The 23,587-nt window shown below is 66.7% G+C and carries 24 protein-coding genes and 1 pseudogene; 11 read left to right on the top strand and 14 right to left on the bottom strand.

Translation table 11 applies throughout. The features are described 5' to 3' along the window. The first annotated feature begins 3 nt into the window (after positions 1-3). From IM632_RS02010 to IM632_RS01995, 4 genes are all read left to right on the top strand, one after another. Positions 4-858 carry a DUF6544 family protein gene (locus IM632_RS02010; protein ID WP_296479908.1) on the top strand — a complete coding sequence of 285 codons (855 nt, stop codon included), beginning with the start codon at positions 4-6 and terminating at the stop codon, positions 856-858. A gap of 30 nt (positions 859-888) precedes the next feature. Further along, the gene (locus IM632_RS02005) at positions 889-1,929 is read left to right on the top strand and encodes an FAD-dependent oxidoreductase (RefSeq protein WP_296479907.1); all 1,041 of its coding nucleotides are present in this window, start codon (positions 889-891) and stop codon (positions 1,927-1,929) included. Between the two features lie 19 nt (positions 1,930-1,948). After that, complete coding sequence (locus IM632_RS02000) at positions 1,949-3,118, top strand: acyl-CoA dehydrogenase family protein (protein ID WP_296479906.1); 1,170 nt, start codon at positions 1,949-1,951, stop codon at positions 3,116-3,118. 74 nt (positions 3,119-3,192) lie between these two features. Further along, positions 3,193-4,053 (top strand): transglycosylase SLT domain-containing protein, encoded by an 861-nt coding sequence (locus IM632_RS01995; protein ID WP_296479905.1) that lies wholly within the window; start codon positions 3,193-3,195, stop codon positions 4,051-4,053. Positions 4,054-4,062: 9 nt separating this feature from the next. Here the strand turns inward: IM632_RS01995 and IM632_RS01990 are convergent, their stop codons facing one another. Continuing rightward, on the bottom strand, positions 4,063-5,259 hold the full coding sequence (locus IM632_RS01990; protein ID WP_296479904.1) for a CaiB/BaiF CoA-transferase family protein: 1,197 nt from the start codon (positions 5,257-5,259) through the stop codon (positions 4,063-4,065). 251 nt (positions 5,260-5,510) lie between these two features. Here IM632_RS01990 and IM632_RS01985 point away from each other — a divergent pair, with 251 nt between their 5' ends. Continuing rightward, complete coding sequence (locus IM632_RS01985) at positions 5,511-5,675, top strand: leucine zipper domain-containing protein (RefSeq protein ID WP_293541222.1); 165 nt, start codon at positions 5,511-5,513, stop codon at positions 5,673-5,675. 45 nt (positions 5,676-5,720) lie between these two features. On the opposite strand, the pseudogene IM632_RS01980 reads toward IM632_RS01985, so the two are convergent. Both IM632_RS01980 and IM632_RS01975 read right to left on the bottom strand, forming a co-directional pair. After that, a pseudogene (locus IM632_RS01980) lies at positions 5,721-5,855 on the bottom strand (integrase core domain-containing protein); the annotation flags it as partial. A gap of 103 nt (positions 5,856-5,958) precedes the next feature. Beyond that, on the bottom strand, positions 5,959-8,274 hold the full coding sequence (locus IM632_RS01975) for a TonB-dependent receptor (protein ID WP_296479903.1): 2,316 nt from the start codon (positions 8,272-8,274) through the stop codon (positions 5,959-5,961). A 122-nt stretch (positions 8,275-8,396) separates the two neighbouring features. Between IM632_RS01975 and IM632_RS01970 the strand changes: the two genes are divergently transcribed. The 3 genes from IM632_RS01970 to IM632_RS01960 are packed head-to-tail and all read left to right on the top strand — an operon-like array spanning position 8,397 to position 10,482. After that, positions 8,397-9,194, top strand: coding sequence for a hypothetical protein (locus IM632_RS01970; protein ID WP_296479902.1), 798 nt, complete (start codon positions 8,397-8,399; stop codon positions 9,192-9,194). Then, positions 9,191-9,889, top strand: a complete 699-nt coding sequence (locus IM632_RS01965) for an isochorismatase family protein (protein ID WP_293541229.1) — start codon at positions 9,191-9,193, stop codon at positions 9,887-9,889. Before IM632_RS01970 ends, IM632_RS01965 begins: the two co-directional genes overlap by 4 nt. After that, the gene (locus IM632_RS01960) at positions 9,886-10,482 is read left to right on the top strand and encodes a VOC family protein (protein ID WP_296497746.1); all 597 of its coding nucleotides are present in this window, start codon (positions 9,886-9,888) and stop codon (positions 10,480-10,482) included. The genes IM632_RS01965 and IM632_RS01960 overlap by 4 nt, the downstream gene beginning before the upstream one ends. Positions 10,483-10,485: 3 nt before the next feature. Here the strand turns inward: IM632_RS01960 and IM632_RS01955 are convergent, their stop codons facing one another. The 5 genes from IM632_RS01955 to IM632_RS01935 are packed head-to-tail and all read right to left on the bottom strand — an operon-like array spanning position 10,486 to position 15,016. After that, complete coding sequence (locus tag IM632_RS01955; RefSeq protein WP_296520750.1) at positions 10,486-11,340, bottom strand: polysaccharide deacetylase family protein; 855 nt, start codon at positions 11,338-11,340, stop codon at positions 10,486-10,488. A 34-nt stretch (positions 11,341-11,374) separates the two neighbouring features. Further along, positions 11,375-12,325 carry a polysaccharide deacetylase family protein gene (locus tag IM632_RS01950; RefSeq protein WP_296503768.1) on the bottom strand — a complete coding sequence of 317 codons (951 nt, stop codon included), beginning with the start codon at positions 12,323-12,325 and terminating at the stop codon, positions 11,375-11,377. Next, positions 12,322-13,200, bottom strand: coding sequence for an oxaloacetate decarboxylase (locus IM632_RS01945; protein ID WP_296497334.1), 879 nt, complete (start codon positions 13,198-13,200; stop codon positions 12,322-12,324). Before IM632_RS01945 ends, IM632_RS01950 begins: the two co-directional genes overlap by 4 nt. Next, a complete protein-coding gene (locus IM632_RS01940; RefSeq protein ID WP_296518091.1) occupies positions 13,197-13,709 on the bottom strand; it encodes a 3-isopropylmalate dehydratase in 513 nt (170 codons plus the stop codon). Before IM632_RS01940 ends, IM632_RS01945 begins: the two co-directional genes overlap by 4 nt. Next, complete coding sequence (locus tag IM632_RS01935) at positions 13,706-15,016, bottom strand: aconitase/3-isopropylmalate dehydratase large subunit family protein (RefSeq protein WP_296518093.1); 1,311 nt, start codon at positions 15,014-15,016, stop codon at positions 13,706-13,708. The genes IM632_RS01940 and IM632_RS01935 overlap by 4 nt, the downstream gene beginning before the upstream one ends. A 380-nt stretch (positions 15,017-15,396) precedes the next feature. On the opposite strand from IM632_RS01935, the gene IM632_RS01930 reads away from it, so the two are divergent. Then, complete coding sequence (locus IM632_RS01930; protein ID WP_296497341.1) at positions 15,397-16,704, top strand: MFS transporter; 1,308 nt, start codon at positions 15,397-15,399, stop codon at positions 16,702-16,704. A 113-nt stretch (positions 16,705-16,817) separates the two neighbouring features. On the opposite strand, the gene IM632_RS01925 is transcribed toward IM632_RS01930, so the two are convergent. From IM632_RS01925 to IM632_RS01915, 3 genes are read right to left on the bottom strand one after another with little or no spacing between them, the layout of a single operon-like run. Next, positions 16,818-18,218: an alpha/beta hydrolase gene (locus tag IM632_RS01925; RefSeq protein WP_296497344.1), complete on the bottom strand. Its 1,401-nt coding sequence runs from the start codon at positions 18,216-18,218 to the stop codon at positions 16,818-16,820. After that, positions 18,215-19,216: an NADP-dependent oxidoreductase gene (locus IM632_RS01920; protein WP_296497346.1), complete on the bottom strand. Its 1,002-nt coding sequence runs from the start codon at positions 19,214-19,216 to the stop codon at positions 18,215-18,217. Before IM632_RS01920 ends, IM632_RS01925 begins: the two co-directional genes overlap by 4 nt. Continuing rightward, positions 19,213-20,094 carry a hypothetical protein gene (locus IM632_RS01915; RefSeq protein ID WP_296497349.1) on the bottom strand — a complete coding sequence of 294 codons (882 nt, stop codon included), beginning with the start codon at positions 20,092-20,094 and terminating at the stop codon, positions 19,213-19,215. The genes IM632_RS01920 and IM632_RS01915 overlap by 4 nt, the downstream gene beginning before the upstream one ends. A 96-nt stretch (positions 20,095-20,190) precedes the next feature. Here IM632_RS01915 and IM632_RS01910 point away from each other — a divergent pair, with 96 nt between their 5' ends. Both IM632_RS01910 and IM632_RS01905 read left to right on the top strand, forming a co-directional pair. After that, positions 20,191-20,472, top strand: coding sequence for a DUF1330 domain-containing protein (locus tag IM632_RS01910; RefSeq protein WP_296497352.1), 282 nt, complete (start codon positions 20,191-20,193; stop codon positions 20,470-20,472). 43 nt (positions 20,473-20,515) lie between these two features. After that, complete coding sequence (locus IM632_RS01905) at positions 20,516-21,391, top strand: DUF1838 family protein (protein ID WP_296497354.1); 876 nt, start codon at positions 20,516-20,518, stop codon at positions 21,389-21,391. 40 nt (positions 21,392-21,431) lie between these two features. Here the strand turns inward: IM632_RS01905 and IM632_RS01900 are convergent, their stop codons facing one another. From IM632_RS01900 to IM632_RS01890, 3 genes are read right to left on the bottom strand one after another with little or no spacing between them, the layout of a single operon-like run. Beyond that, the gene (locus tag IM632_RS01900) at positions 21,432-21,920 is read right to left on the bottom strand and encodes a VOC family protein (RefSeq protein ID WP_296497357.1); all 489 of its coding nucleotides are present in this window, start codon (positions 21,918-21,920) and stop codon (positions 21,432-21,434) included. 1 nt (position 21,921) lies between these two features. Next, entirely contained in the window at positions 21,922-22,284 is a 363-nt protein-coding gene (locus tag IM632_RS01895; protein ID WP_293519961.1) for a hypothetical protein, read from the bottom strand. Continuing rightward, positions 22,281-23,441: a class I SAM-dependent methyltransferase gene (locus tag IM632_RS01890; protein ID WP_293541235.1), complete on the bottom strand. Its 1,161-nt coding sequence runs from the start codon at positions 23,439-23,441 to the stop codon at positions 22,281-22,283. The genes IM632_RS01895 and IM632_RS01890 overlap by 4 nt, the downstream gene beginning before the upstream one ends. Positions 23,442-23,587: the final 146 nt, after the last annotated feature.

The raw sequence follows: 23,587 nt of genomic DNA, 5'->3' as shown, positions 1-23,587 counted from the left end.
GGCATGATCTTCCTTTGGCTTCTCCCGGGCGTCTTCGCCCTCGCCCTGCTGGGGCTGGCGGCGCTGCGCGTCCTTGATGCGCGGGACGACCGCGCCCAGTGGCGCAGGCTCGCCGCCCTGCAGCCGGTCCGGCCCGCCGTCTTTGATCCGCAGAGCGTTGCGGGCCTGCCCGAGCCCGCCCGCCGCTTTCTGCGGTTCGCCATTGCGCCGGGCGCGCCCCTGCTGACCGTGGCCGAGCTTCACATGGGGGGCGAGTTCAGCCTCGGTCCGCCGGACAGGCCCGTCTACCAGCCGATGGACGCCCGCCAGATCCTCGCCGCGCCGGAGGGCTTTCTGTGGACGCTCCGCCTGCCGAACGGGGTGTCCGGGTCCGACTTCGGCTCGCCCGCCCGCGGCTGGACCCGGTTCCGGATCTTCGGCCTCTTTCCCGTGGCCCGGCTGGGCGGGAACGCCGACCATACCCGCGCCGCCTTCGGCCGCTATGTGGCCGAGGCCGTCTTCTGGACCCCCGCCGCCCTGCTGCCGGGCCCCGGCGTGACCTGGGAGGCCCCGGGCCCCGATACGGCGCGGGTGACGGTCACCCGCGGGCCGCTGTCCCAGGCGGTGGATATCGAGGTGGCCCCCGACGGGCGGCCGATCACCGTCCATTTCCAGCGCTGGAGCGACGCCAATCCCGAACGGCGCTACCGGCTGCAGCCCTTCGGCGGCGTCCTCTCGGACTTCCGGGACGTGCAGGGATTTCGCGTGCCCTTTGCGGTGGAGGCCGGATCGATGTTCGGCACGGAAGCCTACTTCCCGTTCTTCCGGGCCCGGATAGCCGAGGTGCGCTTTCCGCCGCCCCCTGCGCCCCGCCCTTGATTTCCCCGCCGGAATCCGGCGCCTGAGGGCATGACCGGTCCGGGGGCAGATTCCGTGTTGGTGGTCGGCGCCGGCGTATTCGGCCTGGCGACGGCCCTGTCTCTGGCGGAGGCCGGGCTGAAGGTGCGGGTCGTGGCGGATGCGGAGCCGGGCCGGACGGCCTCGGGCGTGGCGGCGGGCATGCTGGCGCCGGCCTTCGAGACCCTGCTGGACCCGCCCATCCATGATGCCCTCGACCTCTTCCTGGCCGCCCGCGACCTCTGGCCCGAACTGGCGGCGCGGCTGGGCCTGACCCTCGACCGGAGCGGGACGGCGGCGACGGGCGGGGCGGACTGGACGGACCGGCTGGAGGCGGGGTTCCGGGCCCGGGGGCTCCGGATCGGCCGGGCGGGGCGTTCGGAGATGGAGGCCTGGCTTCCGGGACTGAACCCCCGATACGCCGGGGGTCTCCTGACCCCCGAGGACTGGCGGATCGAGCCCCGGGTCGCCCTGGCCGCCATGGCGGCGCGGCTGGCCGAGCTTGGCGGAACCCTCGAGCGTCGCCGGCTGGCGCCGGAGGACCTGCGAGGGGAGAGCGGCCCGATCGTCCTGGCCACCGGCGCAGACCCCGCCCTGGAGGCGGCGGCGTCCGAGCTGCAGGGGTTGGCCCCGATCAAGGGGCAGATCCTCTGGCGGGGCGACCTTGCGCCGCCCGCCCGGGTGATCCGGACCGAGGGCGCCTATCTCCTGGGATCGGAGGGCGGCGTCCTGGCCGGGGCCACCATGGAGCCCGGACGGCGCGACCTGACGGCGGACGCCGGGGCGCAGGCGGGGTTGCGGGCCGCGGTCGGGGCCCTCCTGCCCGACGCGCCCCCGGAGGCCTGGAGTGCGCGCGCGGGCGTGCGGGCGGCCTCAGCGGACGGTCTGCCCCTGGCCGGGTTCGCCTCGCAGCCCGGGGTGTTCCTGGCCGTCGGCGCCCGCCGGAACGGATGGCTCCTGGCGCCGCTGGTCGCCCGGATTGTCACCGCCGCGGTGACCGGCGAGGATGCCGGAGCCTGGGCGGTGCGACTCGATCCCGCCCGGTTCGGGTGAGGGCGGAGAGCGGCGGCCGATGACGGGTTTCGACTTCACAGAGGCGCAACTGGAGCTGCGGGAGGGCGTTCGCCGTCTGTGCGCAGGGTTTGACGCCGACTACTGGCGCCAGGTCGACGAGACCGGCGATTTTCCCGAGGCCTTCGTGTCCGCCATGGCGTCCGGAGGCTGGCTGGGCGCGGCCATGCCGGAAGCCCTGGGCGGCGCCGGCCTGGGCCTGACCGAGGCCGCCCTGATCATGCAGACGGTGGCGGAGTCCGGGGCGGGTTTCTCAGGCGCCAGCGCGGTGCACCTGAACATTTTCGGGCCCATGCCGATCGTCAAGTTCGGATCGGACGCCCAGAAGGCGAGCGCCATTCCGCGGCTGATCGATGGCCGCGACCGGATGTGCTTTGCGGTCACCGAGCCGGACTCCGGCCTGGACACGGCGAGCCTGACGACCCGCGCCGAGCGGCGGGGGAACGGGTGGGTGATCAACGGGCGCAAGGTCTGGACCACCATGGCCCAGCGGGCGAACAAGATCCTGATCATCGCCCGGACCACGCCTCGGGAGGCCGTGAGGAAGCCGACCGAGGGCCTCAGCCTGTTCTATACGGACTTTGACCGCAGCCGCATCACGGCCACGGTCATCCCCAAGATGGGCCGCAGGGCCATCGAGTCGAACAGCGTCTTCATCGACAACCTCGAGGTTCCGGCCGAGGACCTGGTGGGGGAGGAGGGCAAGGGGTTCGCCTACCTGCTGGCGGGCCTCAATCCCGAGCGCGTGCTGATCGGCGTCGAAGCCGTGGGCCTGGGGCGCGCAGCGCTGGCGCGGGCGGCGGCCTATGCGCGGGAGCGGCGGGTGTTCGGCCGGCCCATCGGTCAGAACCAGGGGGTCGCCCATCCGCTGGCGCGGGCCTGGATGGGGCTGGAGGCGGCGAGCCTCATGGCCTTCCGCGCCGCCGCCCTGTTCGATGCCGGAAAGCCCTGCGGCGCGGAGGCGAACGCGGCCAAGTACCTGGGCGGGGAGGCGGGTTTCGCCGCGTGCGAGACGGCGGTCCTGACCCATGGCGGCATGGGCTACGCCAGGGAGTACCATGTGGAGCGCTATTTCCGGGAGGCGATGATCGCCCGGATCGCCCCCGTCAGCCGGGAAATGATCTGCAACTTCATCGCCGAGCAGGTTCTGGACCTCCCCAAGAGCTACTGATATTAACGTTTCAGTAACCCGTCTAAACGGGTATGGTTAAGCGTTCGTTTACCATACCCAGACAGGCTGGGGCCATGTCGATCAGTGGAATCAGGTCCGCCGTCCATTCTGTGATCCAGCGTGCGAGCGCTGCGACCGGGGTGGACTATGGCTATCTGATGAAGACCGCCCAGCGGGAGAGCAGCTTTAACCCCTCCGCCCGGGCATCGACCTCCACCGCCGCCGGCTTGTTTCAGTTCACCGAGCAGACCTGGCTGGCCACCATGAAGCAGTTCGGCGAACGGCACGGCTACGGGGCCTACGCCGACCAGATTCGCCGGAACCCAGACGGTCGCTATACGGTGCCGGGCGGGGCGCGGCAGGCCATACTGGACCTGCGGTTAGACCCCAACGCCGCCTCGGTCATGGCGGCCGAGTTCACCTCGCAGAACGCCGCCTACCTGAGGGGCCGGATCGGTCGCGATCCGACCCTGGGGGAGCTTTACATGGCCCACTTCCTCGGTGTCCTGGGATCCGCCCGACTCATCGAGGCCCTCGAGAAGCAGGGCGCGGCGCCGGCCGCGAATCTCTTTCCGGAAGCGGCGCGGGCCAATCCGACCATCTTCTACAAGGAAGGGCGTGCGGCGACCGTGCAGGAGCTCTACGCCAACCTCAGCCGGACGGGCGGCTCTGCGCCGGCGAGCCCGCCTTCCGCGCCCGAACCGTCCGGCTTCATCCAGTACGCAGGCAACAGCCGGTCCCAGGATATACAGCGCGAGCAGGAGGTGCTGATGTCCCTCATTCTCGGCGGAGACCGCGGCGGAGACGGTTCGACCCCCGGGGCGCGGCTGGGCGGCTCGATGTTCTCGACGGAGATGCTGAGAATCCTGTCCGAGGCGTCCGCGGGGAGGGACTCCGCCGCCGGTCGCAGGGGGGATGAGCCCCTCCTCGGCTAGCCCGGCGCCTCAGGCGGCGGCGCCGCTGGCGTAGAGGGCCTCGATCTCGCTTTCGGAGTATCCCAGCTCGGAGAGGACTTCGCGGGTGTGCTGGCCCAGCCCCGGCGGGGGCGGGCGGACCGGCTGGTCGGCCCCGGGGAACCGGGCGGGCGCCGCCGGGGACCGGAAGTGACCTCCCGCGCCATCCTCGACCTCGACCCAGCCGCCTGCGGCGGCCACCTGCGGGTCCGCTGCGACCTCGGCGGGCGTCTGGACCGGCGCCCAGACGAGGTCCTCGCCGTCCAGCCGCGCCCGCACCTCCTGAAAATCGAACGCAGCGAAGGCGGCCTCAAGCTCCCGGACCAGGGCCGCGCTGTTCATGCGCCGGGAGCGGCCGTTGGCGAAGCGCTCATCATCGGCGAGGTCAGGGCGACCGCAGGCGCGGGTGAGCGCCTTCCAGTCCGCGCCACCCCCACGGGGGTTGAGCACGAACCAGTGGTCGTCGGAACTGCGATAGAAGTTGGCGAGGGGATCGAAGGGATCCGTGCGCGGCCGGTTGGAGGCCAGACGCCCGAAAGCGAGCTGAACAGCCATGTCGGAAGAGACGGTGTAGACCCCGGTGGCCAGAAGCGAGGTCTGCACCAGCCGGCCCCGGCCGGTCTGCTCGCGCTCATAGAGGGCGGCCAGTATGGCGGAAACAGTGGCCATCGAGGTGGTGTGATCGCCGACCCCGGTGCGCAGGATGAAGGGGTCCGTCCCCTTGGGGGCATGCATCCGAGCGACTCCGGAGCGGGCCCAGAAGGCGGTGACGTCAAAGCCGGGCAGGTGGGCGTCGGGGCCTTCGAGACCGTAGCCGGTGACCATGGCGTAGACCAGACGGGGGTTGTCCCGGCGCAGAGCCGCCTCATCGAGACCGGCGCGCTTCAGGGCGGCGGGACGGACATTGGTCAGGAACACATCCGCCGTGGCCGCCAGACGGGCGAGGGCGTCCCGGCCTTCGGGACGTGAGATGTCCAGGACAATGGCGCGCTTGCCGCGGTTGTCGACGGCGAAGGTCGGGTTTCCGGCGACGGCGTTCTTGGTGTCGGCGAAAACGTGACGCATGGGGTCGCCTTCGGGGCGTTCGACCTTGATGACGTCCGCCCCCCAGTCGCCGAGGACGCCAGCGGCGCCCGGCGCTGCGATATAGGAGGCGAATTCGATGACTTTCAGACCTTTAAGCAGCATTTCCTCATCCCGAATTCTGATCTCTGGCCGGGGTTCCCCGACGAGATACCAGCCGGGGTGCGGCAAGTCTTGCTGAACTTGATGCGACAGCCGGGCCCGGTCGGAAAGGTTTGCCGGCGGGCCATCTTCATCGGTGGCGTCGATGGACTCGCAAGGCGACCTAGGTGTCGTTGCTACGATGGTTGTTCACCCGAGGAGGCGCTTGAGCGAAGCTGGAGTTGCAACACACCACTTCCAGCGGAACTCCTCGGATGAACGTGCACCAGAAAGCCCGGCTGACGCCTTCGGGTCGAGACCTTCTGGCTGAGCGGATTTATCAGGGCTGGTCGGTTAAGGCGGCGGCGCAGGCCGCCGCGTCTCGACGGTGTCCGCGCAAGACGCCTGATCTGCGGGTGGCTGTGATCCGCTACGAATGACCCTGTCCCGGATTTGTATCCGCCCAGAACGAGAGATCTGGCGCTTCATCGGCCGGGGTTAACCCCGGCCGATGAAGCAAATTCGGCAGGCGTCATGAACCCCAGAGATGTGTGAGGACGGCTCTCGTCGAAGTCCCGTCGCCACGCCTCAATCTTGGCCCGGGCATCGTTCAAAAACGAAGAGGGGCGCGAGCCATGTGCTCGCGCCCTCTGAGGGTTCGCGTTCAGAACCGCCCCCATGGCGCCGCCAGCCAAAAGCGTGCGGCGGCGCAATCTGTTGGCGTCAGAAATTCCGGCGCAGGCGGAAGGTGATCCGACGCGGATCGTTCGGATAGGCCAGGCCCACCAGCGAGGTGGTGACGTAATACTCTTCACCGCAGTTCGAGCAGTCCAGCGATGCTTGCCAGGCCCCGTCGCTGCTCTCGTAGCGCACGCCGATGTTGTAGACCGTGGTTGCTGCGGTCAGGGATAACGGCGCCGTGATGGCTGTCGTTCCGCCAAACGGCACACCGGTCACGGTGCGCGCATCGTTGTAGGTCGAAGTCCAGTACTCGTCAGAGTAGCTGATCGAACCGTTCAGCGACCACTCGCCGTCGAGCAGTGTGGTGGGCAGGGTATAGCGGCCGCCTAGCGTGCCCTGACTCTCCGGGAAACGGACCGGCTGGTCGCGAGTGGTCACACAGTTCAGCGGCTCTGGCGTCGTTGAACACGGGACGCCACCTGCGCCGTTACGCAGCGGGATGTCGACGTATTGCCGATCAGCGATTGAGCCGGTGGCATAGACTTCCAGCGCTTCTGTCGGACGCCAGGTGATCTCGGCCTCAAGGCCGGTTGCTTCGAGCCCACCCGCATTACGGGTCACGAAGTCGATCCCGCCGCCGGGGCGAGGTTGACCCGAAAGCAACTGCAGGTTCTCCACCTCCAGACGATACAGGGTCAAGTTCAGGCGCAACGTATCCTCAAGAAGGTCAGAACGCATGCCGAGTTCGTACGACCATGCCTCCTCCGGGCCGAAGGCGGAGTTGGTGATTGCGGTTGTGCCGCGCGCGTTCCAGCCGCCTGACTTGAAGCCATTGGTCGCCGAAGCAAAGAACATCACGTCATCGTTCATTTGGTAGGCGAGGGCGACGCGGGGCGTGAACTTCGAGGTGGACTGCGACACCGGTATTCCGGCCGCAATCAGGTTCGCGGTCGTCGGCCGTGAGGTCGCGGCGCCGGTGAAGCCGATGAAGCCGGCCGGATAGGTTGCTCGGGTCCGATCACCGAAACGGACGTCCTTGTCTTCATCGGTGTAACGCCCCCCAAGCGTCAGGGTGAGCTGGTCCGTGATCGCGAAGTCGCCCTGGGCGTAGGCCGCAAAGGACCGGGTCCCGTTATTGAGCAGACGATCGCCCAACACCAGGGCGCTGGTGGCCGTCGGCGTCGTGGCGAAGGTGTCGACCTGATAGGTCGAGTTGTCCTCATCAAGGTAGAAGAGGCCCGCGACCCAGTTGACGCGGCCGGTTTCGCCGACCAGCTTGAGCTCCTGCGTCCATTGCCTCGTCTCGACGTCATTGGAAATGACGAAGCCGCCGAACGGCGTCGGGCTGCCGCCAAGGCCGAAGTCGACCGAGAAAATCTGATCGGTGGAGATGTAGCCGCTGATCCAGGTGACACTGGCCCAGTCCATGTCGTGGGTCAGGTTCGAAATCACGGTGGTGACCCGAGTGCGGGCACAGTTGCCAAGGCGTTGGTTCAGGAACGACTCCACCGCGCTGTCGGAGCAGTCGCCGCGCCTCAATCCCGTCCGGCTCGTGTACTGGCGATCCAGCGGGTTCACGCCAATGGTGGTCTTGGCCTGGTCGATGTAGTCGGCGGACAGGTTCCAGTCCCAAGTCTCGTTCGGCTGGAAACGCAAGGCCGCGCGGACGCCCCAAGTGTCCTCGCCGTTCAGATCCTGTCCGGTAACAAGGCTGCGCGAGTAACCGTTATCGCCGATTCGGAGTACCGTCGCGCCCGCCGAGACGGCGTCATTCAGCGGTCCACTGATTGCACCGCGCAAGGTATAGCGGTCGAATGATCCGAAGGCGCCTTCAACGGAGGCTCGGAAGTCCTGACTGGGCTTGCGCGTCGTGATGGAAATTGCGCCGCCTGTTGTGTTGCGTCCAAACAATGTGCCTTGCGGCCCGCGCAAGACCTCGATCTGATCCACGTCCAGCAGGGTGATGTTGTTGGCGATCTGCCGGGCGACATAGACTTCATCGACATAGGTCGCGACAGGCACATCGAAGGTAGCGACCTGTTCGGTCGATCCGAGACCGCGGATGAAGTAGCTGACAGCGCCTCCCGTGCCGGTGTTCAACCCCCCCGTCAGGCTTGGCGTCACTCGCACGAGATCGCTTGTATCCTCTACGATCGCGACTTCCAGCTGCGTATCCGTGAAGGCCGTAACGGCTATCGGCACGTCCTGGATGTTCTGCTCCCGGCGCTGGGCAGTGACGATGATTTCATCGACGCGCGTGACGGCCTGGTCGGACGGCCCATCCTGAGCAGCCGCAGGAAGTGCGACAAACATGGCGGCGGCGGAGGCGGTGGAGAGAAGCAAAACGGAAAAACGCATGGAGGGATCTCCGGGTTCATGTTGTGGGCCCGGATCTCAGCCCGGTTCTATTGGTATAATCTTATATCATTTGAAGCCGCCGACAAGCGGGGTTACCCTGATTGCGGATTGGAGGCGCACAAATGCGACGATTGACCCTGCTTGCATTCATCGCGGCCACTCTGGCTGGCTTGGGAGACGACGCCAAGAGCCAGGGGTTCAACCGGGAAAGCTTCGACGTGTTTGTCGATGCTCGCACCGGGACGGGGCGGCCGGTCTATTGGTATTCCGTCGGCACTCTGCGGGCCTATCCTTCGGGCGATCTGCTTGCGCGGGTCGAAGGCTTCGACACATCGATGTCCGACCGCCCGGATCCCGGCCGGGCGCTGGCGCGGCAGTTCTCGCGCAAGATTTACATCTATCGGGACGCGGAATCGAACGAGGTCCTGCGGGAGAGGAACGGAGTCGCCGTCGAACCGGTGGCTTATCCCTATCAGTTCATCACCTACGAGCTGGTCGGTGATCGCCTGACAACGATGGTGGAACAAGGCTCAGGCGCGCGTCTCCAGCGCATCGGACCGGGCGATACGATGCAGGCGCGCCGGATCGGCGACGCCTACGTGTTCACCGCGCCGCTCTTTCTGGACATACCGACCCGCGGGGAGCGCCGCTACCAGGCCTTCGAGAACTACGATTTCTTCATCCAGGCGCCGGGCGGGGCCTCCAATCCGAACCAGCTTTCCTGGGTCCGGTACGGAGAGGCCCCGGCGTGGGCAGGCGGTGGGCCGGCGATCATGCACCTGGTTACTTGGCGCATTGACCAATGGAAGGACGTGCCCGCCTCGCTGCGCGACTACGTCGAGACGGAGGCCCCGCTCTGGCGAGCGCCGCCGACGGGACTTCAAGAGATCCGGCGCCTGCAGTCCGGGGAGCCGCAATGATGGGCGATCTGCGTTTCGAACCCACGATGACCCGCGACGACCGGCCCGCTAGACTGATCTATGAGGAAGTGCGGGCGAGCCCGGCGCGCCGGAGTTTCGGCTTCGGCCAGCGATCCGCTGTTGTCAATGTCGATGTGCAGCAAGCTTACACCCGGCCAGACCTTTTTCCGAAGACAGCCTACGTGACTGACCCGGACCAGATAGCCTGGATCAACCGGATCAGCGAAGCTGCTCGCGCCGCAAGTCTGCCGGTCGTCTGGACCCGCGTCTGTTACAAGCCCGACGGCGGTGACGCGGGCGTGTGGGGCACACGGAGCGACACGCCCGACAGCCTGCAGAACATCCGGTTCGGCTCGGACCGTCACGCGTTTGATCCGCGCGCTCGGCCCGACTGCGAGGTCGACCTGATCTTCGACAAGCGCATGCCGTCGGCATTTCACGAGACGCCGCTGCAGAGCTACCTGATCTGGCATCGCATCGACACGGTGATCGTCACCGGTGGCTCGACCTCGGGCTGTGTTCGCGCCACGGCCGTGGAAAGCCTGTCGCGCGGATACCGGACGATCGTCCCGGTCGAATGCGTCGCCGACAAGCACGAGAGCTACCACTACGCCAACCTGACGGACCTGCTGCTGAAGTACGCCGATGTCCTGCCGGCGGCCGATGTCCTGAACCACCTGGAGACCGCCCGATGATCCGCGCCCTGATGTTGGCTTTGGTCGTGGCGACCTCGGCCTGTGGCGCCGGTGCAATTGCCGCGCCCGCTCCCGAGCGGGTGTCGGCCGACCAGCGTGTTCCGCTGGACCTGCGGCGCACCACCCTGGTGGTGCGCGACATCGAGGCATCTCTGGCCTTTTACCGAGCGATCGGTCTCGTGCCGATCTATGACAACGTGATCCGTACGCCGCGAGACGCCAAGAACGACGAGTCGGCCGAGCAGTCTTTGCGGCTCGTCTTCCTGCGCGCCAACAACGACTACATCGGCATCCTCGGCCTGATGGAATACACTAGGCCTGAACGCCAGCCCCGGCCCAAGCGCGCCCCGGACGACAACTTGCTGAATCCCGGCGACATCGTGCTCGTGTTCAACGTCGAGAACCAGGAAGAGGTCTTCGCCCGCGCCGTCGCCTCGCCGGGCGTCCGGGTGGGGGAGACGCCTCATGTGGTGACCTACCCCGGCTACGACGGGACCAGCGTGATCCGCGTGAGCTTCTCGTCGGTTTATGATCCCGACGGTCATTACGTCGAACTGAATCAGGTACTTACCGATCTCCCGGTGGGAGAATAGGCGTCAGGCGGCCGCGATCTCGCTCGCCGTCGCAGACCACGCCCGAACTTCCGCCAGACCCGCGAGCATGCGGCGCACGGCGCTCATCCGGAACGGCTGGCCCGCGACGTAGCTCGTCAGGGTAAAGCCCAGCACCCGCCGGTCTTCGGTTCCGGCGTCGGCCTTCAGATAGGTCGCCGCCTCCAGCACCTGATCGATCCACGCGTCTTCTGTCTGTCGCCGATCGATCAGCAGCGTCCGGTCGTCAAGCTCGTTCATCAACGGCACGGCGTGAACCATCCCGGCGTCGGTGGTCATCACCACCGGCACCTCGTCCTGCTCCCAGTCCAGGCAGACGTCGAAGCCTGCCTCGGCGATCAGCGACAGGGTGCGGAATGACTGCTGCCGTGCCGGGCTCATCCACGTGCGGGGCTTCAGGCCCACGCGCTCGAAGGCTTCGCGTGCGCGCGCCACCAGCGCCCTCTCTTCGCCCTCGGACAAACCCGAATGATGGATCGCATCCGTAGACCAGCCGTGAGCTGCGATCTCGTGCCCGTCCTCCAGCGCCGCCTCGACCAGCGGCCGGTAACGCTCCAACGCGATTCCGTTCACCGGGACAGTCGCCTTCAGCCCCGCCTCCTTCAGCGCCCGTAGCAGGCGGAAGCCCCCCACGCGGGGGCCATAGTCTCTTGTCGTGTAGTGCCGGAGGTCCGGCCATGCGGTCTGCATGGCGCCGGGATGCTTGAACGGCTTTCCCGAAGGATCAAGCATGTGCCACTCGACCGGCATCACAATCATGATCGCCATCTCGCGGTCGCCGGGCCAGCGCCCCCTGGGCCGCGCCGTCGCCGGCCGCCAGTCGTAGAGCGACTGGTCCATGCCCCGTCGCCGGTGTGGATAGATAAGATGCTCCTCAGGCAGCGGCATCGTCGAACCCATATCCGCCTGTCGCCAGGCCGCGCCGCTGAATGTCCGCCACCGTCTGATCCCAGCAGTGCTCCAGGTAGTGAGCCGCGATCTCCGACCCCGTCGCGAACCAGACATCATCGCGGTGGTCCATTATGTGCTCCAGCGCGTTCTCGAAGGCCCGGATACGATGCGGCTGGCTGACCAGATAAGCGTGCAGCGGTATGCACATCACCGTTCCGCTCTCGCGCCCCTCGGCCAGCAGCTGGTCGAAATGACGCTTCAGGATGTCGGCATATCGCCAAGGGTCCAAGCCCATCACCGAGTAGCCGATGACGTCGTTGACCTCGAGCGAATAGGGCATGGAGACCAGCCGCCCGGATCTCGTCTTCAGTGGTTGGGGCTGGTCATCCTGGAACAAGTCGCAGGAATACCAGAAGTCGTGCTCGCCGAGCAGATCAAGGGTCCGCGCCGTGTGCGTCAGGGCAGGCGCCAGATAACCCCGGATGCGCTGGCCCGTCGCGGCCTCGACCGAGCGGATCGAGTCGACCAGAATCGCCCGTTCCTGGGCCTCGTCCATGCCGTAGGAGTAGCGGGTGTTGTAGATACCGTGGCTGAAGAACTCCCAGCCCCGCGCGTTGGCTGCTTCGATGATCTCGGGGTGGTGGTCGATCAGCCCGATCGACAGCGATACGGACCCCCTCAGCCCGTGCCGGTCCAGCAGGTCCTGAAGCCGCCAGTGCCCGACCCGATTGCCCCAGTCCCTCTGGGAATAGCCAACCACATCCGGGGCCGGGCGCGGCCAGCCGGGTCGCGCCGGGTTCACCGGCGGGTCGAACTCGTAGAATTCGATGTTGGGCGCGATCCAGAAGGCCAGGGCCTTGCCGCCCGGCCAGGTGATCTTCGGCCGGTCGCGATAGGGCCAGTGGTCGTAGAGGTTGGGATCGGAGCGGTTCACTCTGCCGCTTCCTCTCGCTCCCGCTCGTAGCGGTCGCCGAGCGCCAACATCTCCTCCAGGCCGATTCGGGCGTTTACCCCGGCGAGGTCCGTCATCCTGTCCCTGTAGCTGACGGTCGACCCTTCCGTCCCGAGCGTCCTCAGGAAGCTCTCCGCCGCAGGGATCAGGGCGCGCACGAGGGCGCCAGGGCTGATAACCAGCCTGAAGCCAATCTCTCCCAGGGCGTCCCGGGTCAGTATCGGCGTCTTTCCGCCCTCGACCATATTGGCCATGGCGGGCGTGCGGCCGAGCGTCGTCACGATGCACTTCATCTGCTCCTGGTCGCGCGGGGCCTCGACAAAGACAACGTCCGCGCCCGCCTCTGCATAGGCGACCGCTCTCTCCAGTGCGGGTTCGAATCCCTCCACCGCGATGGCGTCGGTCCGGGCGATGATCAGGGTCTCGTCGAATCTCTTGGCATCCAGCGCCGCATGGATCTTGCCGACCATGTCCTTCGTCGAGGTCACGCCCTTGCCGGCAAGGTGTCCGCAGCGTTTCGGGAACGTCTGATCCTCCAGCTGAATGGCGCGGGCCCCGTTACGCTCGAAAACCTTGACCGTACGCGCCACGTTCAGGGCGTTCCCGAAGCCCGTATCGGCATCGACGATCAGGGGAATGTCCACCCGCTCGCAGATGCGGGCCACCACATCTGCGACGTGGTCGAAGCTAACCAGCCCAAGGTCCGGCCGTCCAAGTTGGGTGTAAGCGATAGACGCGCCGGACAAGTAGATGGCCTCAAAGCCCGCCTGCTGGATCAGCAGGGCCGACAGAGCGTCGAATGCACCCGGTGCGTGGACCGCCGGTCCCGGCGTTGTCAGGCGGGCCTTCAGGCTCACGATGCGGCTCCCGAGGGTTCAGAGGCGGAACGCTTCAGATGGGCGATCAGCCCTCCATCGCGCATCATCGCCGTCAGGTGGTCGGGGAAGGGGGCGAACGCATAGACCCGACCCGAAGTCTCATTGATCAGTTCGCCCGCCTGCAGATCGAGGCTCAGCCGGTCGCCGGCCATGATCTCGTGCGCGGCGGCGAGAGTTATCGCAGGTAGGCCCAGGTTGATGGCATTGCGCCAGAAGATTCGCGCGAAAGACCGGGCGATGACGGCTCGCACCCCCAGGCGCTTCAGCGAGACTGCGGCCTGCTCGCGCGACGACCCCAGACCGAAGTTCAGCCCGGCCACGACGAAGTCTCCCGCGCGTACGCTGCTCGCGAACGTCGGATTGATGGCCTCCAGGCAGTGGCTTGCCAGAGCGTCTGGATCGAGCTTCATCAGGTGGCCTGGCGCCAGGAGGTCGGTATCGATCTGGTCGCCGAACACGAAGGCACGGCCGCTGTCGGGTAGGGTCATGCCGCCGCCCTCCGTTGACCGAGGTAACCCCGCGGATCGATGATCCTTCCAGCGACGGCCGCCGCCGCCACACTATAGGGCGAGCCGAGATAGACCTCGGCTCCTGCATGGCCCATCCGGCCCTTGAAATTCCGATTGGTCGTCGAGATGCAAACCTCGCCATCGGCCAGCAGGCCCGCGCCCATCCCCGCGCAGGCCCCGCAACCCGACGGCAAAAGGGTGGCCCCGGCAGCCATCAGACAGGCCAGGGTCCCATCTCGCGCGGCGGCCTCCGTAACCCGCGACGACGCCGGGGCGACGAGCAACCGCACGCCAGGCGCTATCCTTTGGCCCGCCAGCACCCGCGAGGCCATGTGCAGGTCTTCCAGCTTTGCTCCCACGCAGGCTCCGACATAGGCTTGGTCAATTCGGCGACCAGCGGCGCTGGCGACCGACACACTGTTGGCGGGGGAGTGGGGCAGGGCGATCATGGGTTCGAGGGCGCCCGCGTCGAACCGGTGTAAAGCGATATAGTCCGCGTCCGGATCGGACGTCCAGGCCTGCGCCGCCGCCTCATCCTCGACCGGCGCTCCGACCTCCCTCAGCCAGGCAAGGGTGGTCGCGTCCGGCGCCACGATCCCGGTTTCGGCTCCCAGCTCGGCGGCCATATTGGTCAAGACCAGCCGCTCGGGCATCGACATGGCCTCGACCATCGGACCGGCGAACTCCACCGCGCGGAAGGCATTGTCCATGCCCAGTTCGCGGCACAGGAACAGCATCACGTCCTTGGCCGTCACCCCGTCCGCCAGGGCCCCGGACCACTCCACCCTGATCGTCGCGGGCACTTCCAGCCAGGTGCGACCCGTTGCAGCGATCGCCGCCATATCTGTCGCTCCGTAGCCGGCGGCATAGGCCCCGAAGGCGCCGGCCATAGGCGTATGGCTGTCGCCCCCCGCCACGAGCATGCCAGGCCGCACCAGTCCCCGTTCGGCCAGCAGCATATGGCCGATTCCTTCCATGTCGTAGAAGCGGCCCACGGCATGTTCGGCAGCGAACCGGCGTGTCAGGCTCAAAATAGCTGCGCTCTCGGCGTCAACCGCAGGCACGTAGTGATCCGACGCGATCACGACCTTGGACGGATCCCACAGGCCGCGCCCAATCTCCGCCAGCATCGGCGCCCAGCGGCGTGGTCCAGAGCTGTCATGCGCGAAGCAGAGGTCCACCTCGGCCGTCACCAGATCGCCCGCGCGCGCGTCTTTTTGACCCGACGCCTTGGCGGCGATCTTCTCGACAAGCGTGCGACCCCTTGTGGCCTTGGCTCCAGCCATCCGAACCCCTTAGTGGCGCGGGCTGACCGCGCAAAAGATATAATCCTATATCATTTGCTCTTGCGGGCTTGCAAAGGCAATTCCGCGGTCGGGCTTCCGGCCTCCTGCTCCCGCAGCGCGCCAATGAACTGCGTCTCCTTGAACCTGCTCCTCTTCACGTCCGTCTCCTTGCTGTGACAGACTCTCACTCAAATCGACGGATCAGAAAGGGGGGCAGGTCATGGACTATATCAGCCCATCCGACGCCGAGCGCCGATCGGCTAAACCCCGTCCACTAATTCGAGGGAAGATCACGGACAGCGTCGCGGCGGTCGGCTCTTGCATTGGTCGGGAATCCATCGGCAAATGGATTTACATTTTACCCACTGAACGGGACCGGCATGCAAGAAAAGTCTGGGGCGAAGGCCGGATACGGTGAGTTCAAGCTGGGCTGGCCCGTCGTGGTGTCCGCCATGCTTGGCATCGGGCTCGGTCTGTCGCCGCTGCCGTTTTACACCATTGGCGTCCTGGCCCCGGAGCTGGCCAGAGAGTTTGGCTGGGGCTTCGCCGAGATCCTCGGCGGGCTTCCGATCATGACGTTCGCCGTGCTGTTGGCGAGCCCGCTGGTGGGGCTGCTGGCGGACCGGATCGGCGTACGGACGGTGGCTCTGTTGTCGCTGCTGCTGTTCGGCCTGGCCTTCGCGGGGTTCGCGGCGAGCAACGGCGACATCATGCTCTTCTACGTGACCTGGGGCGTCATGGCGCTAGTTGGCGCGGGCACCCTGCCGGTGACCTGGACGCGGGCGGTGAACAACCGGTTCGAGGTGCACAAGGGGTTGGCGCTCGGACTGTCGCTGGTGGGCACCGGTCTGTTTGGTTTCGCATGCAAGCCCTACACGGCCTGGCTGGTGGAAGAGTTCGGCTGGCGGATCGCCTATCTGGGTGTGGCGGCCTTGCCGCTTCTGATCGCCCTCCCGGTCGCCTTCATCTTCTTCCACGACGTGGGCGGCAGGACCGTCACGGCGGCCGAGCGGCGTGCGGCGGATGCGGAGCGCAAGGCCGTGACGCCGGGAAAGAGCTTCGGGGAGGCTCTGCGTGACTGGCGTTTCTGGATTCTGGCGGTCGCCTTCGTGCCGATCAGCTTCGCGGTCGGGGGACCGATCCCGAACATCGAGAACATCTTGCGCTCCAATGGCTTCGAAGCCGGGGATATAGTTTCGCTCGCCTCGCTTATCGGTCTGTCGGTGATCGGAGGTCGGCTCTTGGGCGGCTGGCTGATCGACCGCTTCTGGGCGCCGGGTGTGGCCTTTGTATTCCTGAGCGCGCCCGCCGTGGCCTGTTGGCTCCTGGCTGCCGGAACAACCGACCCGCTTATCGCGGGCCTGTCAATCGTACTGATCGGGTTCGCGGCGGGTGTGGAATTCGATCTGATGGCCTTTATGGTGGCGCGCTACTTCGGGCTGAAGAGCTATGGCGGCATCTATGGCGCGCTGTACGGCTTCTTCGCGCTGGGGGCCGGCGTCGGGCCGGTGATCTTCGGCCAGTACTTCGATCGGACCGGCAGCTATGAGACGATCCTGCTGTACTCGGCTTTGGGGCTGGTTGCCGGGGCGGCGCTGCTGCTCTTGATGGGCAGGTACCGCAATTTCGGTGGGGATCGGACGGAAGGCCTGGCTGCAGCGGGGCAAACGGCGGATCCGGCGGCCTGAGACCCGGTGAAGGACACGGTTCGCTGGGTCCACCTCGTCATCCCGATTGAGCCGCTCGACTTCGACATCAGGCAACGCTTTGCACCTAGACGTCCGTATCGTTCGAGTCCCCTTCAGGGCGCGTTTTGAACCGCCCATGTCTCCAGGGCGGACCATCTCTGTTGGGCGAGGAGCAGACTGACTGCTCGGGCATGGACGGCGCTGAGGTCTGACGGACGGTGGATGCGATGAGCAGGGTCGCGGCGGTGCCAAGGGTCGAACAGCCGCTCCCATGAGGCGATGCGGAAGGCGCGGATCAGGTGGGCGCCGTCCCATTGGGGCGACAGCTTCGGCGGGGGATTTGGCACGCCGAGGACACGGCAGGGCATGGGCGCCGCGCCGGACAGGGCGGATGCGAGCACAGAGCCGGCGCCCACGCCGGAGACCTCGGCGTCAGAGAGGTTCAACGCGTTTAGCACGGTGCGGACGATCCCGGGCCAGTCAACGGGACCGTGCCAGCCCTCTGCAGAAAGTCCGTGGCCAGGGAGATCCAGCGCGATGACGGGGCGGTCGGTCGGCGCTGTCAGATCTTCGGCTGAACCGCCGGCGTCGTGGAGGATTACGAGCGGGCAGCCGGGCCCTTCGGAGAGGCGGTGGATCGCGAGGCGCTCGTCGCCGAGCGCGAGGAAACCGCCCTCGAGGTGATTGGGAGCCGGCTCACCAGGATGGGCCGCGAGGTGGTCGGCGGCGGCGGCGTGAAGGTTCGGCATGTCCGGCAGGATCAGGCCACGACCAGCGAGCGCCGGGCGGTCAAGATGGGTGGCGAGGACGTCGGAGGCGGCGCATACGACGAGGGCGGTGGACGGCAGGCGAGCAACAACGGTCTCGGCCCGGAACGTAAAGGCGGCGCGATAGACCGGGCGATAGCAATCTCCCGCGGCCAGGAGGTCCATAGCGTTGGCATGGATTTGCTCCGGGCTGGAGACGGCCATCGACATGCGCTCTGAAGGGGCGGTCGAGTGCCAGGGGAAGAAGACGGTCTGGGCCTCCATACGCGCCCACAGCCAGGCCATGTGGGAGCCGTCCCACCTCGGTTCGAAGGGCGTCAGATAGTCCGCGAGAAAGCGGGCGCGTTCGGTTTCGGTCCACGCGGGCAGGCCGTCACAGACAAGAGCGGCGGTGTTCTGAGGGAACAGGGCCGCAAAGGTTGCGGCGGTCGCGGCCCCGGTGTGAAAGCCGTAAAGGCCAACACGGGAAAGGCCCAGCGTCCCGGTCAGGCGGTGCAGGGCGGCGGCGAAGTCGGCGCTGTCGGGGTCTGCAAGGGGCAGGGGATCCGAAGCTCCGGCCCCCGGCGTGTCCGGGGCTATGGCGGTCAGGCCGCGCGCGGCGAGGGTCTGACACACGGCCTCGACGGCGCGCGAGGACTGGGGCGAGCCGTGGATCACAAAGACCGCAGGGCCGCGTCCGTAACGACGGATCAGGACGCGACGGCCGTCGACCGTGACGAAGCCGCGCTCGCCGCCGGGGCGGATCACGCTACCCGGACCAGGGTCTTGCCGACGTTCTCGCCGCGGACAAGCCGTTCCAGCTGGGCGCCCGCGTTGTCGAGGCCTTGCCCTATGTCCTCGGCGATGGTCAGGCGGCCCGCCTTGACCCAGGGCTCGGCCAGAGCGGTCCACTCCGCCCAGCGGGGATAGAAGTCGTAGACGACCAGACCAAAGACGGCAGCCCGCTTGCCCAGGAGGGGACCGATGGCGGTGACGGCCGGGCCGGCGTCGGCGTGATAATGCTCGGCCAGCCCGCACAGGACGATGCGGCCATAGAGGTTGAGGTTTCGGATGCCGGCGGCGAGTTGGCTCGCGCCGACGTTCTCGAAATGGATGGTCGACCCCGGAGCGACCGCGGAGGCCAGCTGTGTCTCCCAGTCCTCGGTACGGTAGTCGATGCAGGCCTCGAAGCCATAGCGATCAACGACGAGGCCGCACTTTTCCGATCCGCTCGCGATGCCGACGGCGCGGCCGCCGAGGTTTCTGGTGATCTGGCCAGCGACTCCGCCGACCGTTCCGGCCGCCGCGTTGACGGTCAGGAGATCGTCAGCGCCGGCCTTCGCCAGCTGGGTAATGCCGGCCCAGGCGGTCAGGCCAGGCATGCCGAGCACGCTGAGATGCAGGGACGCGGCGATATCGGATGAGACTTTGCGTGCGGTCCCGGATCGGACCCAGACAAGGTCGGTCCAGCCGGCCTCGGTGACGACGCGGTCGCCCGGCGCGAAGGCGGGGTCACAGCTCTCCTCGACCTCGGCGACGCAGAAGCCGGGCAGGGGCTCGCCGGGCGCAGGGGCGGGCTCGCCCATGTGACGACCCCGGATGCGGGCGCCGATGTAGGGGTCGAGAGACAGGAACAGCGGTCGGACTTTCAGCCACCCCTCGCCCTCGGGCTGTCGGCGGTCGCGAGTCACGACGGTGAAGTCTGCGGCGACCGGGGCGGCTGTGACAGGGCGGGCCAGGACGACTTCGCAAGCGGTGTTGGTCATGCCGCCTCGACGACCTCGACAAGGGCGCCGTCGGGCGCGCGAAGCGTACCCGCACGCCTGCCGCCGTAGACGGCGCCGTTGCGGACAACCGGCGGGCTGATCCAGCCCTTCAGGGCGTCGAAGTCCGGGTGGCGGAAGGTGGTGATGGCGATGCCGGGGGGCAGGGCCCCGGGTTCCGTCGGGCGGGCGGTCGTCTCGTCCGGATACTGGTCCAGCTCCAGGAAGCAGTCGCGCCCGTGCATCATGGTGGCGAGGGCGTGCTTCGTGTCCGCGGGCAGGTCGAAGGCCGCGTTGATCATGGTGTAGACCAGGTCCATTGAACGGCCAGCTGACAGCTTCAGCTCGGTCTCGAACCAGTCCAGCGAAGCCTGAAGGTCCGAACAGGCCAGCACGATGATGAATAGCTTGTCGATCAGACTTGCAGCACGGGGCAGGTCGTAGGCCGGCAGATTGTCCCGAATCTGGGTCAGGTAGACGATTTCCTGATCCGGACCCTTCACCTGCATGGGGAAGATGGAGGGCAGCCCGTCAAGCTCCTTGGGCGGGCCGATGATCTGGAAGGGCGAGCCCTCCATGCGCGCGTTTACGGCGTGGGTGTCCTGAGTGCAGATCTCGATGGCCGCCCAACCGAAGGTGCGCAGGGGCTTGAAGTCAGCAGGCGTCGCGCCCTCGATGAAGCGAAGGAAAACCTCCGCAGCCGATGCCGGACGGCAGACTACCGACGCGCGGCCCGCTGACGCCGGACATCCCCATGCGGCAGCCAGATCGACGGAGACCGGGCCGCGCTCGACAATCGAATAGTCGAGCCACTCGACATAACGAGCCGCCGTCGCTTCCGGATCGGCAACGGTCAAGGTGGCGGCGCGCAGAAGTTCCATGAGGCCCGGTTCTCGTTAGTTGGCGAAATGATATAGATTTATGCCATTTGAGCGCGCTAGTGTGGATATGGCAAGGGGGCTGACGTGGCGGCATATATGATCGTATTGGCAAAAATCGCGGACCGCGAGGCGTTCCTCGGTGGCTACGGCAAGGCAGCCGCGGCCCTGATCGAACAGCACGGCGGGCGCTATCTGCTGCGCGGGCCAGGGGTGCGGCTGCTGGAGGGTGACTGGGGCGACGGATCGTCGGCAGTCATCTCCGAGTGGCCGGACATGACGGCTTTGCGCGCCTTTTGGGACAGCCCCGAGTACGCAGAAGTGAAGAAGCTCCGCCAGGGCGTCGCCGACTGCCGCGTATGGGCCGTCGAGGCCCCATGAATCATCTGAACGCACCGGAGGGCGAGAGGTGAGGCTTGTACTGATGACCTCGGCCGTGCTGGCCGCCATGGCGATGCCGATGGCGGCGTCGTCGCAGACGATCGATCTGTCGACGCCGGCCGGCGCGATCGCGGCGAACCGTAAGATACAGTGCTCGACCGTGGACGGTGAGCCGGTGGTCTATCACTGGTCCGGTCGAGTCTACGCCCGTATGCCGGGCATGCCGGACCGTCACGTCTTCAACGTCGAGGGGATGAACGTGCGCCAGTGCGGCACGGTTAGGGACTCCTCACGCGGGACCGGCTATCGCCTTGTGTCGCGCGAACTCATGATCTACCTCGACCCCCGTACCAACGAGATCCTGCGGACCTGGACCAATCCCGAGACCGACCAGGTCGTCGAGGTGGTACACGTCGCCAACGATCCGGTGAACTCGCGCCCGACCTATGAGCGGACAGCGGACGGGTCTCCGTTTCGGTTTTCGGGCCGGGTCAGCCAAGGCTGGGTCTTCCTGCCGTTCGAGGCACCGCTGTTTTACGTGAACCCGTTGGGCGGCGATTATCAAGAGTATGTCGGCAACCATTACCACGCCATGGAGATCTTCGACTTCTCGGTGCGGCAAGACGACCTCCTGGACGCGTCGCGCCCCCGCGCCGACGCTTCGATTGCTTGGGTGCGGATCTCGCCGTGGCTGCCTTGGATGAGGATGGGCGGTCGGCCGGGCGGGCTGGTATTCAACGCGGTCGGCCAGACCATGGCGAATGGCATCAACGGCCTGCCGCAGATTCTGAGAGACGAGATCGCGACGAACTACCCGGACTATGTCGCCCCGCCCCCGCTGAATGATGCGCGGCCGAACGAGACCAGCTGGTCGTATTTCCGGAAAGTCTTCGACGCGAAACGTGCTGTGGCGAAGTGAGGGTACAGGTCTCCCTCTCCCGGTGGGAGAGGGATGGCCGTCATCTGACCGGGATCGTCCGGTCCTGCTCTGCAGGGTCGCGGTCGATGAGATTGACCAGCACGCCGTCAGGATCGCGCAGGCAGACCTCCATCTGGCTGCGATGAGGCATGGTGAAGATAATCGGCTCAGGCGACCAGGTGGCGCCGGCCCGTCGCGCCGCGATCAGCACCTCCATGAAGGGCTGGGCGTAGAAGACCAGCGCCGTCTCGCCCAGGCGTGGCGGCCCGGCGGGCACGGGCAGGGGCTCTAGCGCCGGCGTCAGCTCGAACAGGCCGACCATGCCGAAGTTGGGTGCGTCCGCGCTGCGCTTGAGGATTCGACAGCGCAGGGTCGATACCGCCGGGACATGAAGCGCGCCCTGCGAGGACTCAGGGTCGAGGTCACCCTCGAAGTAGACGGCGTTCAGACCCAGCGCACGGTAAAAGGCGGTGGATCGATCCAGGTCCGAGCAGAACACGGCCGAGCGGATGAGGCTGGAAATCGGCATCTCAGCCGTCGGCCCTGGACACTTCAAGCGCAACCTCTTCCGAGGCTAGGTCGTCCGTGGTCTGCATCGCTTCCGCTTCCTGTTGCAGGGTGCGCAGCACGCGGTTGAGATACTCCTGCATCCATAAGCCCCGCTCGGCGGCCTCGTCCTTGTTTGGCTCAAAGCGCTCGATCTCGGACCGGGCGACAATGCCCTTGGCCTCTAGCAGCCGTTCCAGAGTGTCCAGCCTTTCGCGCGTGACGGCCAGTTCCTGGACCGTCGCCATCAGGATGTTGAGGACCCGCTCAACCTCGCGGTCCATGAAGTAGGGTCGTTTGCCCGCCGCCTTTGCGGACGACAGGGCCAGCGCAAGATCGATGCTCATTTTCGAGCCCCGATCACATGCCATGCGGCCTTACGGCCAAAGTCCTCCCCCTCATCGTCGGCCGCGTCGGGGAAGACATCCTTGTCGACCACGGCCGTGACGCCGCCGTGGATCAGTCGATCGCTCCGGAAGCCCGCCTCGATCAGGAAGCCGTCGATGTCCAGGCCGTGCATCGTGCTCCAGAAGGGCTCGTTGTTGTAGAAGGCATCCCAGTCGCGCATGGCCTGTTCGAACAGGGGCATGTCAGCAGCGTACTGGGGCTGTTCAACGTGGAGCACGATCCCGTCGGGTGACAGGACGCGGAAGGATTCTGCGAAAATGGACTTCATGGAGGTCAGGGACAGCTCGTGCAGGGTCATGGTGGTCTGCACCCAATCGAACGAGCCGTCTGCCCAGCGCGACAGGTCCGATCCATCGCCTTGAACGAAGCGCACGTTCTCGACGCCCAGCGACTTCGCCCGCGCCGCTCCGTAGCGCAGCATGGGCGCGCCGACATCCAAGGCGACCACCTCGGCCTCGGGAAAGGCCTCTGCGATCGGAAGGACGTTCTGGCCGAGGTTCGCGCCGATGTCGAGGATGCGACGCGGCCGGAAGTCTGGAAGGGTCTTTCTGATCCACTTGACCACAGCATGGCCGCCACCGTCGGAGAATCGGCCCAGCGCACCGCCCGTTGTGGCGAAGATGCCGCTGTCGTAGTTGGCCGCCCCGGAAACGTCACCCGGGAAGACCTCGAGGTGATAGCTGCCCGGCATGCAATGATGATCCACAGCCGAGACATAGCGTGGAATCGGGATGGCGGGGTTCAGCTCCAGCTGGTCGGCCGACCTGGTCAGCGCGTCGACTTTGGCCGACAAGGTTTCGGCCTGCCGAAGGGCGATCCAGCGGCCGGCCTGTTGACGTTGTTCCATGGTCGCGCGGCGCAAGGCAGACCAAGCCTGGTAGTAGGGATCCTGCAGCAATGCCTTGCGCACCTCGTGGCGGTCCTTCGGTGTGCGGCCTTCGCGGGCCTCGAAGGCCGGACCGGCGCGGCGCTCCCATGCCGTCTTTACCGCCGGCATGACCCTGGTCGAGAGGTGCCGGTTCAGGTGAGCCAGGAAGTTGAATCGCGCGATCTCGTCGTGGCTGGTGTCAGGAAAAACGCCGTGGCGACCGACCACGCGATAGTCTGGGGGACCCGAGTAGGTCTGGGCCGGGCCAGCGTTCTTCACATCGGGTGAACCATCCATGATCGACCTCCGGGGCTTGCCGCGCACAAATGATATAGGGTTATATCATTTGCCCGTCGAGGGTTCCTTTAGCTTCC

Source organism: Phenylobacterium sp. (genome assembly GCF_020402505.1).
Lineage (GTDB): Bacteria > Pseudomonadota > Alphaproteobacteria > Caulobacterales > Caulobacteraceae > Phenylobacterium.
Note: the sequence above shows the minus strand (reverse complement) of the source record. Positions and strands in the feature narration are given on the sequence as shown.